Source organism: Amycolatopsis sp. NPDC021455 (assembly GCF_040640995.1).
In the GTDB taxonomy this organism is placed as follows: domain Bacteria; phylum Actinomycetota; class Actinomycetes; order Mycobacteriales; family Pseudonocardiaceae; genus Amycolatopsis.
Genome location: NZ_JBFACT010000002.1, coordinates 134,530 through 145,885, shown reverse-complemented (window position 1 = coordinate 145,885; position 11,356 = coordinate 134,530). Strand labels below are relative to the sequence as shown.

The following is an 11,356-nucleotide window of genomic DNA, read 5'->3' as shown; positions in this document are numbered from 1 at the left end:
CTTTACGCGCGGGAGTAGAAGGGCAGGGCGACGACCTCGACGGGCTCGATCCGGCCCCGGATGTCGACGGACAGCTCGGTGCCGGGCTCGGCGTACGCCCGGTCGACGTACGCCATGGCGATCGGGTAACCGAGCGTGGGCGACAGCGCGCCGCTGGTGACCTCGCCGATCTCGGTGTCGCCCTTCAGCAGCTTGTAGCCGTGCCGCGGGGCTCGGCGGCCCTGCCCGCGAAGGCCGACCCGCACGCGCGGGACGTCCTGCTCGGACCGCTCTTCGAGGGCCGCGCGGCCGACGAAGTCGCCCGGCTTCTCGAACTTGACCACGCGGCCGAGCCCGGCCTCGAACGGACTCTGGTCCAGCGTGAGTTCGTTGCCGTACAACGGCATCCCGGCTTCGAGACGCAGGGTGTCGCGGCAGGCGAGACCCGCCGGGACCAGGCCGTGCGGCTCGCCCGCTTCCAGGAGCAGGCGCCACAACGCCGGCGCCTCGTCGGCGTCGGCGAACAGCTCGAAGCCGTCCTCGCCGGTGTAGCCGGTGCGGGCGAGCAGGACGTCGTGGCCCTTCACCGACGCCGGGACGCTGGCGTAGTACTTGAGCGCGTCCAGGTCGGCGTCGGTCACGGCAGCGAGGATCGCCGCGGCGTTCGGGCCCTGGACGGCGATCAGCGCGGTGGTCTCGGACCGGTCGTCCACGACGGCGTCGAAGCCCGCGACGCGCTCGGCGAGGGCGTCCGCGACGACCTGCGCGTTGCCCGCGTTCGCGACGACCAGGTAGTGCTCGTCGGCCAGCCGGTAGACGACCAGGTCGTCCAGCACGCCGCCGTCGGCGTCGCAGATCATCGTGTAGCGCGCCCGGCCCGGCTTGACCCCGGTGAGGTTGCCGACCAGCGCGTAGTCGAGGACGTCCGCCGCCTGCTTGCCGGTGACGTGGATCTCGGCCATGTGCGACAGGTCGAACAGCCCGGCCGCCTCGCGGACGGCCTTGTGCTCGGCCAGCTCGCTGGCGTAGCGGACCGGCATCGACCAGCCGGCGAAGTCGGTGAACAGCGCACCGAGTCCCTTGTGGACTCCGTGCAGGGAGGTTTCCTTCGACATCTCAGCCTTCGTACGCGTTCAGGGGCGGGCAGGAGCACACGAGGTTACGGTCGCCGCGGGCGCCGTCGATGCGACGCACCGGGGGCCAGTACTTGTTCTTCCGCGAAACACCCGCCGGGTACACCGCGAGTTCGCGGTCGTACGGCTTGTCCCACTCCCCGACCAGCGTCTCCGCGGTGTGCGGCGCACCCCGCAGCGGCGACTCCTCCGCACTCCAGCGCCCGTTCGCGACCTCGTCGATCTCGGCGCGGATGGCGATCATCGCGTCGCAGAACCGGTCGATCTCGCCCAGGTCCTCGGACTCGGTCGGCTCGACCATCAAGGTGCCCGCGACCGGGAAGGACATCGTCGGCGCGTGGAAGCCGTAGTCGATGAGCCGCTTCGCGACGTCGTCGACCGTCACGCCGGTCTCCTTGGTGATCTGCCGCAGGTCGAGGATGCACTCGTGCGCGACCAGGCCGTCCTGGCCGGTGTAGAGCACCGGGTAGTGCGGCGCCAGGCGCGAAGCGACGTAGTTCGCGGCCAGCACGGCGACCTTCGTGGCCGCGGTCAGGCCGGGCGCGCCCATCATCCGGACGTACGCCCAGGAGATCGGCAGGATCGACGCCGAGCCGTACGGCGCGCCGCTGATCGGGCCGACGCCGGTCTCGGGGCCGGCGGCGTCGAGCAGCGGGTGGTTGGGCAGGTACGGCGCCAGGTGCGCGCGCACCGCGACCGGGCCGACGCCGGGGCCACCACCGCCGTGCGGGATGCAGAACGTCTTGTGGAGGTTCAGGTGCGAGACGTCGCCGCCGAACTCGCCCGGCTTGGCCAGGCCCAGCAGCGCGTTGAGGTTCGCGCCGTCGACGTACACCTGGCCGCCGCCGTCGTGGACGATCTTGGCCAGCTCGTCGATGTCGTGCTCGTACACGCCGTGCGTGGACGGGTAGGTCACCATGATCGCGGCCAGCGTGTCGCGATGGGCATCCACTTTGGACCGCAGGTCGGCGAGGTCGACGTTGCCCTCGTCGGTGCACTTCACGACGACCACGCGCATCCCGGCGAGCACCGCGGACGCGGCGTTGGTGCCGTGCGCGGACGACGGGATCAGGCAGACGTCTCGAGCGTCGTCGCCGTTGGCCCGGTGGTACGCGCGGATCGCGAGGAGCCCGGCCAGCTCGCCCTGGCTGCCCGCGTTCGGCTGCAGTGACACCTTGTCGTAGCCGGTGACCTCGGCCAGCCACTCGGCGAGCTGCGCGACCAGGACGTGGTAGCCCTCCGCGTCCTCGGCCGGCGCGAACGGGTGGATGCCGGCGAACTCGCGCCAGCTGATCGGCTCCATCTCGGTGGTGGCGTTGAGCTTCATCGTGCAGGAGCCGAGCGGGATCATGCCGCGGTCGAGCGCGTAGTCCTGGTCGGACAGGCGACGCAGGTAGCGCAGCATCGCCGTCTCGGAGCGGTGCGTGCCGAAGACCTCGTGGCCCATGTAGCCGCTCTCGCGGGCCAGGCCGTTCGGCAGCGCGACGCAGTCGTTCAGTTCCCCCTCGACCTTGAAGGCGTTGAGCACCTTCGCGGCGATCGCGGGGGTGCTGACCTCGTCGAAGGCGACGCGGACGTGGTCGGCGTCGACGTGGCCGAGGTTGATCCCGGCTTCGCGGGCGGCCGCGTGGACCTCGGCGGCCCGGCCCGGGACGCGCGCGACGACGGTGTCGAAGAACGACTCGTGCACGACCTCGACACCAGCCTGGCGGAGGGCCCCGGCGAAGCCCGCGGCGAGGCCGTGGACGCGCTCGGCGATCTGCTTCAGGCCGTCGGGACCGTGGTAGACCGCGTACATCGCGGCGAGCACGGCCGGGAGGACCTGCGCGGTGCAGATGTTGGACGTCGCCTTCTCGCGGCGGATGTGCTGCTCACGCGTCTGCAGCGCGAGGCGGTAGGCGGAGTTGCCGTCGGCGTCGACCGAGACGCCGACCAGCCGCCCGGGCAGCGACCGCTCGAGCCCGGACCGGACGGCCATGAACCCGGCGTGCGGGCCGCCGTAGCCGAGCGGGACGCCGAACCGCTGGGTCGAGCCCGCGGCGACGTCGGCGCCGAACTCGCCGGGCGCGGTGACCAGCGTCAGCGCGAGGAGGTCGGCGGCGACGGTGTACAGCGCGCCCGCGGCCTTGGCCGACTCCGAAATCGCCTGGTAGAAGCCGCGGCCGCGCAGCACACCGGACGCGCCGGGGTACTGGACGACGACGCCGAAGAACTCGTCGGGAAGCCCGGTCAGCAGGTCGCGGACCTCGACCTCGATGCCCAGCGCCTCGACGCGGGTGCGCACGACGGCGATGGTCTGCGGCAGGCACTCGGCGTCGAGCACGACCTTGTTCGACTTGGACTTGGACGCGCGGCGCATCAGCGTGACGGCCTCGGCGACGGCGGTCGACTCGTCGAGCAGGGACGCGTTCGCGGTGGCCAGGCCAGTGAGGTCGGCGACCATGGTCTGGAAGTTGAGAAGCGCTTCGAGCCGTCCCTGGGAGATCTCCGGCTGGTAGGGCGTGTACGCCGTGTACCAGGCCGGGTTCTCGAGGACGTTGCGGCGGATCACGCCGGGGGTGACGGTGTCGGAGTAGCCGAGACCGATCATCTGCGTCATCGGCCGGTTGCGCGCGGCGAGCGCACGCAGCTCCGCGGTGGCGTCCTCTTCGGACGCGGCGGGCGGCAGCCGCAGGTCACGGGTGGCGCGGATGGCGGTCGGGACGGCGGCGCCGACGAGGGCGTCCAGGCTGCCGTAACCGCACTCGGCCAGCATCTTCGCGCGCTCGGCCTCGGAGGGACCGATGTGGCGGGCGTCGAACTGCGTGGAAGTGATCGGGAGCTCCTCGGGCCGGGCACCGGGCACAACGGTGCGCTGGGAACTCCCCCTCTGTCATGGCACCTGAGAGTTTCACCGTGTGCGACACGGCTTTCACCTTGGGTGAGACGCGGGTGCGCCTGCTTTCCAGAGTGGCCTCGCCAGAAGCGGTAGCGGGTACCTGAGAGATTCCGGGGAGTTTGCTCCTTCGGTGCCCCACCACGTTCGTGAGGGCTCTCCCGCCTCGGCTCGACGGCCCGATCTGCAGTTGTGGCCGCTACGGTACCCGGCGCTTCCGGCGGCCGTCTACTTCACCCGGCCAACACCACAGTGGCCCTCGACCCGGCCTCGACCGCGCCCGCGGAACGCCGCGAATGACTCATTCGCGGCCTCGGAGGTCGCGAATGAGTCATTCGCGACCTCCGGGGCCGCGGCGGACCACTCCACCTGCCAAGGCCGGTGGGCGGCGGACCCGGCCGGAGGGCAGGACCAGGCGTTTCAGCGGCCCGCCCAGCGGCACCGGCGGCAGGCCCGCACCCAGCAGCACCTGCTCGACGATCTGCTCGGCATGCCACGCCACCGAGTCGTTGAGCCGGTCGAGAGAGGGGCTGTCGCCGTCGAAGACGTCCTCGTCGGCGAGCGTCACCTCGTAGTACGCGCAGCCCGGTGGCACGGTGATCGCCTCTTCGATCGCCCGGGCTCCTTCCAGCGGGTCGTCGAACCCGGCTTCCAGCAGCGCCGACCGGTAGATCCGGGCCGCCCGGGCGCGCATGCGGGGCCCGTAGCGGACGACGACCGGGAGCCGTCCGGTCAGGTCCGGCACGGCCAGGCCGTGCAGCAGCATGATCGGCGGCACCGAGTGCACCAGCCGCGGCGCCGGCTCGGCCAGCTCGCGCGCGGTGATCCGGACCCGGTCGGCCATCGCGTCGGGGAGGCCGAAGTAGCGGAAGTCGACGTTGCCGAACCCGAGGCCGTCGGCGACCAGCGACGCCAGCAGCTCGCCGTAGCCCCAGATCGGCGACAAGACGACCACCGGCGGCGCCGTCACGACCGGCGACGGCACGGGCGGCCGCGTCGCCTCCTGCTCGGGCACCTGGATGACCAGCCGGGGCGGCTCGTGCCAGTCGTGCACCTCGGCGACCCGCCAGTACAGCCCCAGCGGCCGCCACAGCTCGCCGAGGATCTCGTGCTCGAGGATCCGGCGCGCCTCGGCGTCGGTGTGCGGGAAGCCGCGCGGCGGCACGACCCCGACGTAGTGGTGGTAGGTGACGCGGACCTCGTCGCCGCGGGTGGCCGAGCGGATCCGCATCTCCCAGTCGACCGGCGACGCCGCGATGGCGTTCGCCACCTGCGTGCCGGGCGAGGAGTAGACCAGCGCCGTCGCCTGCCGCAGGAACTGCCCGGCCTGGTCGATGCCCTCCCGCAGCGCCTTCGCCGCCTGGGCGACGTGCACCGGCGTCGCCAGCGCGTCGGGCAGCACGCCGGCGACGCGCAGCAGCTCGGCCTCGCCGAGGCCGGTCACCTCGGCGAGCTGCGCCCAGTGGTCGAAGACGGTCACCTTCGGCGCGTGCCGGTGCTCGATCCAGCTGCGCAGCGTCGACGTCGGGACGCCGATGCGGCGCGCGGCCTCGTCCAGGGACAGCCCCCGGGCCCGGATGCCGGCCCGGACCGCTTCCGCCCACTCGTCGGCGCGCCAGTGCGTCACCTCACAAAGCTAACGAAACCGGCTAGCTTTGCGCAGGGACGAAACGCCCACGCGCGCCCGACGCTGAACGGCATGACGACCACCATCATCGCCCTGACGCTGATCGTCGGCGTGCTGACCTTCGCCGCCGGCGCGTTCCTCGCCTCCGAAGTCGCCACTCGCGTCCTTCGCCGCCGCGAACGGCTCCTCTCCGAGGAACGCAAGCGGCTCAACGCCGCTTGGAAGTTCCTGAAGGACGTCTACGGCGTCAAGACCCCGACCAAGCGCCGTTAGAACGTGGCGATCGGGTTGACCGGGCTGCCGGACGTGCCGGCGAAGCGGACCGGCGCGACGGCGAGCTGGAAGTCCCACTGCCCGAGCTCGGTCGCCGTCGTCGCGCACGCCTCGAGGTCGCAGTTGTCGAGCAGCCACAGACCCATCGCGACGAGGCCCACGGTGTGCACCGGCATCGCCAGGTCGTCGTACCCCGACGGCTGGACGTCGGTGGGCGTGTCGGCGCCGATCAGCGCGACTCCCCGTTCGTGCAGCCACGGCAGGCAGGACGCGTGCCAGCCGGCCTGCGTGACGCCGCCGGACGGCCCGGCCTCGTGCCGGACGCGGCCGTAGCCGGTCCGCAGGAGCACCGCGTCGCCCGGCCGCACCCGGACACCCTGGCGGCGCTCGGCCTCCTCGAGGTCGCCGGGGAACACACCGTCACCTGGCTCCAGCGACGGCACACCGCGGACCTTCGCGACGTCCAGCAGGACACCGCGCGTGACGATCCCGTCCGCCGCCGCCGTGACGGCTCCCCACGCCGATCCCGTCTCGGCGCCGACCAGCGCGTGCGGCCGCCCGTTGTACATCTTGCCGTCCCAGAAGATGTGGCACGGCGAGTCGACGTGGGTGATCGTGTTGCCGTGGAACAGGATGCCGAGGCGCTCGTTCGAGTAACCCCAGTGCCGGTCGTTGCGGAACCCGGGCAGCGGCATGTTCTCCGCACCCGGCAGGTCGGCGAAGCACGGGCACGTCGTCGTCGACCGCTCCATCTCTTCGGGGACGGCCACCTCCCACGCGCACGACACGCTCCGGCCGTGGCGCACGGCCCGCGCCGCCGCCAGCCGGACGTCGTCGGTGATGTGGTTCAGCGTGCCCAGCTCGTCGTCGTCGCCCCACCGTCCCCAGTTCGACAGCGTGTCGAAGTACCCGAGCACGTCGTCCTGGCTGGGCATCAGTCCCGTCACGGCACCAGCCTGTCAGATCGGGGTGACGTACGCCCCCGAAATGCCGCCGTCGACGAGGAACTGCGACGCCGTGATGAAGCTGGCGTCGTCGCTGGCCAGGAAGGCGACCGCGGCCGCGATCTCCTCCGGCTCGGCGAACCGGCCGACCGGCACGTGCACCAGCCGCCGCGCGGCGCGTTCCGGGTCCTTGGCGAACAGCTCCTTGAGCAGCGGGGTGTTCACCGGCCCCGGGCACAGCGCGTTGACGCGGATGTTCTCCCGCGCGAACTGCACGCCGAGCTCGCGACTCATCGCGAGCACGCCGCCCTTGGACGCGGTGTAGGAGATCTGCGACGTCGCCGCGCCCATCACCGCGACGAACGACGCCGTGTTGATGATGGAACCCTTGCCCTGGCGCTGCATGTGCGGCAGGACGGCCTTGCAGCAGTGGTACACCGACGTCAGGTTGACGCGCTGCACGCGCTCCCAGGCGTCGATGCCGGTGGTGAGGATGGAGTCGTCCTCCGGCGGCGAAATCCCCGCGTTGTTGAACGCGACGTCGACCGAGCCGAACTGCTCGACCGTGGTGTGGAACAGGTTCTCCACCTGCTCGGCATCGGTGACGTCGGTCTGGACGAACGCGCCGCCGATCTCGTCGGCGGCCGCCTTGCCCTCGACCGGTGAGAGGTCCGCGATGACGACCTTTGCGCCTTCGCTCGCCAGGCGGCGGGCCGAGGCGAGCCCGATGCCGCTGGCGCCGCCGGTGATGACCGCGACGCGGCCTTCGAAACGTTGGACCATTACTCCTCCGTGCTCAGAAAGACGTTCTTGGTTTCGGTGAACGCCGCCGCGGCGTCGGGACCCAGCTCGCGGCCGAGGCCGGACTGCTTGAACCCGCCGAACGGCGTCCAGTAGCGCACCGAAGAGTGCGAGTTGACCGACAGGTTGCCGGATTCGACGCCGCGCGCGACTCGGAACGCGCGACCGGCGTCGCGGGTCCAGATCGACCCGGACAGGCCGTACTCGGTGGCGTTGGCCATGCGGATCGCGTCGGCCTCCTCCGCGAAGGGCACGACGGCGACGACCGGGCCGAAGACCTCCTCCGCCGCGGCCGGGTGCCGCAGGTCGGGCGGGGTGAGGACGGTCGGCGGGAACCAGTAGCCCGGCCCGGCGGGCGCGCTGCCGCGGAACGCGACGGGCGCGTCGTCCGGCACGTAGCTCGCGACCTTCTCGCGGTGCGCGGCCGAGATCAGCGGGCCCATCTCGGTCTTCTCGTCGCCGGGGTCGCCGACGACCACGCCGTGCACCGCGGGTTCGAGGAGCTCCATGAAGCGGTCGTACGCGCTCGCCTGCACAAGGATCAGCGACCGCGCGCAGCAGTCCTGGCCGGCGTTGTCGAAGACGCCGTAGGGCGCGGTCGCCGCGGCCTTCTCCAGGTCCGAGTCGGCGAAGACGATGTTCGCGTTCTTGCCGCCCAGCTCGAGCGTCACGCGCTTCACCTGCGCCGAGCAGCCCGCCATGATCTGCTTGCCGACCTCGGTGGAGCCGGTGAAGACGACCTTGCGCACGGCCGGATGATCGACGAACCGTTGTCCGACCACGGATCCCTTGCCGGGCAGCACCTGGAAGACGTCCTCGGGGATGCCCGCCTCGCGCGCCAGCTCGGCCAGCCGCAGGGCGGTCAACGGCGTCAGCTCGGCGGGCTTGAGGACGACGGTGTTCCCGGCGGCGAGCGCGGGCGCGAAACCCCAGCCGGCGATCGGCATCGGGAAGTTCCACGGCACGATCACGCCGACCACGCCCAAGGGCTCCTGGAAAGTGACGTTGATGCCGCCCGGCACCGGGATCTGCTTGCCGATCAGGCGTTCCGGCGCGGCGGAGTAGTAGTTGAGGACGTCGCGGACGTTGCCCGCTTCCCAGCGGGCGTTGCCGATGGTGTGCCCGGAGTTCTCGACCTCGAGTCGCGCGAGGTGCTCGATGTCGGCCTCGACGGCGTCGGCGAAGCGGCGCAGCAGGCGCGCGCGGTCGCCGGGAGTGACGTCGCGCCACGCCGGGAACGCCGCCTGCGCGCGGGCGATCGCCGCGTCGGTCTCCTCGGCGCTCGTCAGCGGGACCGTCCGCACCACCTCCTCGGTGGCCGGGTTCAGGACGTCGAACGTGGTGGTCATCGGTTCTCCTTGCTCGCTTCGACGAGAGCCTGGAACAGCCGGACGTCGTCGGTGTCCTGCTCGGGGTGCCACTGGACACCGAGGGTGAACTCGCCGGGGATCTCGGCGGCCTCGACGGTGCCGTCGGCGGCCCAGCCGACCGGCTCCAAGCCGGTGCCGAGCCGGTCGATCGCCTGGTGGTGGTAGCACAGCGTCTTGGTTTCGGGACCGAGGACCGCCGCCGCGCGGCTGCCCTCGGCGAGGGTGACCGTGCCCCGGCCGAAGGTCGCGGGGGCGGGCTGGTGATCGGTCGTTTCCATGGCCTCCGGCAGGTGCTGGGTGAGGGTGCCGCCGAGGGCGACGCTCATCACCTGCAGGCCGCGGCACACGCCGAGCACCGGTTTGCCCGCCTCGCGCGCGGCCGCGAACAGCGCGAACTCGAAGGCGTCCCGGTCCGGCCGGGTGTAGGTCGCCGGGTGCGGCTCCTGGCCGTAGCGCCCGGGCTCGACGTCGGCGCCGCCGGTGAGCACCAGCGCGTCCACAGTGGACACCAACCGGTCGTGGGCGCCGGACACGGGCGGCAGCAGCACCGGGATACCGCCCGCCGCGACGACGCAGTCGACGTAGACGCGGTGCAGCAGCGCGGCCTCGGTCTCCCAGACTCCGAACTTCGCGGGTTCGAGGTAGCTGGTGAGGCCGACGACGGGCTCAGAGTCGCTCGAAGCCACGGATCAGCTCCCAGTCGGTGACGGCGGCGTTGTAGGCGTCGATCTCGATCTTCGCCGCGTTCAGGTAGTGGTCGACGACGTCGTCGCCGAAGGCCCCGCGCGCCAGGTCGCTGCCGTCCAGGGCCGCGGCGGCTTCCGGCAGGGTCGTCGGCACCGTGCCCCGGTCGGAGTTGTAGGCGTTGCCCGTGAAGGGTTCCTCCAGCTCCAGCTCGTTCTCGATGCCGTGGAGCCCGGCGGCGATCAGCGCGGCGACGGCGAGGTACGGGTTGACGTCCCCGCCCGGCACCCGGTTCTCGACCCGCAGCGACTCGCCGTGGCCGACGACGCGCAGCGCGCAGGTGCGGTTGTCGGTGCCCCAGGCGATCGCGGTCGGCGCGAAGCTGCCGGGCACGAACCGCTTGTAGGAGTTGACGTTCGGGGCGAAGAAGTACGTCAGCTCGTGCAGCCCGGCGAGCTGGCCGGCGAGGAAGTGCTCCATCAGCTTCGAGAAGCCGTGCTCGCCGTCGCCGGCCAGGACGGCCCGGCCCTCGGTCGAGCGCAGGCTGATGTGGATGTGGCAGGAGTTGCCCTCGCGCTCGTTGTACTTCGCCATGAAGGTGAGGCTCTTGCCCTCCTGCGCGGCGATCTCCTTGGCGCCGTTCTTGTAGACGCTGTGGTTGTCGCACGTGGAGAGCGCGTCGGTGTAGCGGAAGGCGATCTCCTGCTGGCCCGGGTTGCATTCGCCCTTGGCGGACTCCGGGTAGAGCCCGGCGCCGGCCATGTCGTTGCGGATGCGGCGCAGCAGCGGCTCCAGCCGCGCGGTGCCGAGCATCGAGTAGTCCACGTTGTACTGGTTGGCGGGCTTGAGGCCGTGGTAGCGCTTGTCCCAGGCGCTCTCGTAGGTGTCGTCGAAGACGATGAACTCGAGCTCGGTGCCGACGAAGGCGGCGAGCCCGCGTTCGGCGAGCCGGTCGAGCTGACGGCGCAGGACCTGCCGCGGCGACATCGGGACCGGGCCGCCCTCGACGCGCTCGATGTCGGCCAGGACCAGCGCGGTGCCCTCGTGCCACGGGATCTCCCGCAGTGTCTCGAGGTCGGGCCGCAGCACGAAGTCGCCGTAGCCGCTGTCCCAGGAGGAGAGCGCGTAGCCGTCGACGGTGTTCATGTCGACGTCGACGGCCAGGAGGTAGTTGCAGGCTTCGGTGGCGTGGCCGACGACCTCGTCCAGGAAGTACTCCGCGGAGCAGCGCTTGCCCTGGAGCCTGCCCTGCATGTCCGTGATCGCGACGAGCACGGTGTCGATCGTGCCCGCGTCCACGCGCGCCCGGAGTTCGTCGAGCGTGAGCATGCCTCGCCTGCGTGCCATCCGTCGCCCCAAAGGTTTGGTATGAATCCTTTGCCGGTCCTTCCTACCCGGTGAGCCTCGTCGGGTCAACCGGAACAAAGGTCTCTTTTTGAACCATTACAGCGGCGGCCGGGCGTTCAGGTCCGGCAACGCCGGGCTCCGGCTGCGTAACCGGGCGGTGCAGCGTCCTGAACGACTCGTTCAGGTCTTCGGAGGTCCTGAACGAGTCGTTCAAGACATCCGTTGCCCGGATCGGCCCCGGGCATGACCGGATTGTCCGGGTTGCCCGGCTGAGAAGAGTCTGTGAATTCGCCCGCCACGGGAGGAATCCGGGGCGCTCGCAC

9 protein-coding genes and 1 riboswitch are annotated in these 11,356 nt (G+C 71.4%); of the genes, 1 reads left to right on the top strand and 8 read right to left on the bottom strand.

Annotation, left to right across the window (positions count from 1 at the left end):
- Positions 1-2: 2 nt before the first annotated feature.
- From gcvT to AB0G28_RS03675, 3 genes are all read right to left on the bottom strand, one after another.
- The gene (gene gcvT / locus AB0G28_RS03685; protein WP_361082607.1) at positions 3-1,094 is read right to left on the bottom strand and encodes a glycine cleavage system aminomethyltransferase GcvT; all 1,092 of its coding nucleotides are present in this window, start codon (positions 1,092-1,094) and stop codon (positions 3-5) included.
- Position 1,095: 1 nt separating this feature from the next.
- Positions 1,096-3,927, bottom strand: coding sequence for an aminomethyl-transferring glycine dehydrogenase (gene gcvP, locus AB0G28_RS03680; RefSeq protein WP_361083133.1), 2,832 nt, complete (start codon positions 3,925-3,927; stop codon positions 1,096-1,098).
- Positions 3,928-3,971: 44 nt separating this feature from the next.
- A riboswitch (glycine riboswitch) is annotated at positions 3,972-4,070 on the bottom strand.
- 248 nt (positions 4,071-4,318) lie between these two features.
- On the bottom strand, positions 4,319-5,614 hold the full coding sequence (locus AB0G28_RS03675) for a helix-turn-helix transcriptional regulator (protein ID WP_361082605.1): 1,296 nt from the start codon (positions 5,612-5,614) through the stop codon (positions 4,319-4,321).
- 72 nt (positions 5,615-5,686) lie between these two features.
- Here AB0G28_RS03675 and AB0G28_RS03670 point away from each other — a divergent pair, with 72 nt between their 5' ends.
- Positions 5,687-5,887: a hypothetical protein gene (locus AB0G28_RS03670; RefSeq protein WP_361082603.1), complete on the top strand. Its 201-nt coding sequence runs from the start codon at positions 5,687-5,689 to the stop codon at positions 5,885-5,887.
- Here the strand turns inward: AB0G28_RS03670 and AB0G28_RS03665 are convergent.
- Genes AB0G28_RS03665 through AB0G28_RS03645 form a run of 5 tightly spaced genes read right to left on the bottom strand, consistent with a single transcriptional unit; the run spans position 5,884 to position 11,015 of the window.
- Positions 5,884-6,834 carry a cyclase family protein gene (locus tag AB0G28_RS03665; protein ID WP_361082601.1) on the bottom strand — a complete coding sequence of 317 codons (951 nt, stop codon included), beginning with the start codon at positions 6,832-6,834 and terminating at the stop codon, positions 5,884-5,886. The genes AB0G28_RS03670 and AB0G28_RS03665 overlap by 4 nt on opposite strands.
- Before the next feature lie 12 nt (positions 6,835-6,846).
- Positions 6,847-7,614: a 3-oxoacyl-ACP reductase gene (locus AB0G28_RS03660; protein ID WP_361082599.1), complete on the bottom strand. Its 768-nt coding sequence runs from the start codon at positions 7,612-7,614 to the stop codon at positions 6,847-6,849.
- Positions 7,614-8,981, bottom strand: coding sequence for an aldehyde dehydrogenase family protein (locus AB0G28_RS03655; RefSeq protein WP_361082597.1), 1,368 nt, complete (start codon positions 8,979-8,981; stop codon positions 7,614-7,616). Before AB0G28_RS03655 ends, AB0G28_RS03660 begins: the two co-directional genes overlap by 1 nt.
- On the bottom strand, positions 8,978-9,688 hold the full coding sequence (locus tag AB0G28_RS03650; RefSeq protein WP_361082595.1) for a gamma-glutamyl-gamma-aminobutyrate hydrolase family protein: 711 nt from the start codon (positions 9,686-9,688) through the stop codon (positions 8,978-8,980). The genes AB0G28_RS03655 and AB0G28_RS03650 overlap by 4 nt, the downstream gene beginning before the upstream one ends.
- On the bottom strand, positions 9,669-11,015 hold the full coding sequence (locus AB0G28_RS03645) for a glutamine synthetase family protein (RefSeq protein WP_361083131.1): 1,347 nt from the start codon (positions 11,013-11,015) through the stop codon (positions 9,669-9,671). The genes AB0G28_RS03650 and AB0G28_RS03645 overlap by 20 nt, the downstream gene beginning before the upstream one ends.
- Positions 11,016-11,356 lie beyond the last annotated feature (341 nt).

What these genes read in the sequence shown, in the direction of transcription:
- gcvT (WP_361082607.1), bottom strand. Translation starts at nt 1,094, where the DNA reads ATGTCGAAGGAAACCTCCCTGCACGGAGTCCACAAGGGACTCGGTGCG.
- AB0G28_RS03670 (WP_361082603.1), top strand. Translation starts at nt 5,687, where the DNA reads ATGACGACCACCATCATCGCCCTGACGCTGATCGTCGGCGTGCTGACC.
- AB0G28_RS03660 (WP_361082599.1), bottom strand. Translation starts at nt 7,614, where the DNA reads ATGGTCCAACGTTTCGAAGGCCGCGTCGCGGTCATCACCGGCGGCGCC.
- AB0G28_RS03655 (WP_361082597.1), bottom strand. Translation starts at nt 8,981, where the DNA reads ATGACCACCACGTTCGACGTCCTGAACCCGGCCACCGAGGAGGTGGTG.
- AB0G28_RS03645 (WP_361083131.1), bottom strand. Translation starts at nt 11,015, where the DNA reads ATGCTCACGCTCGACGAACTCCGGGCGCGCGTGGACGCGGGCACGATC.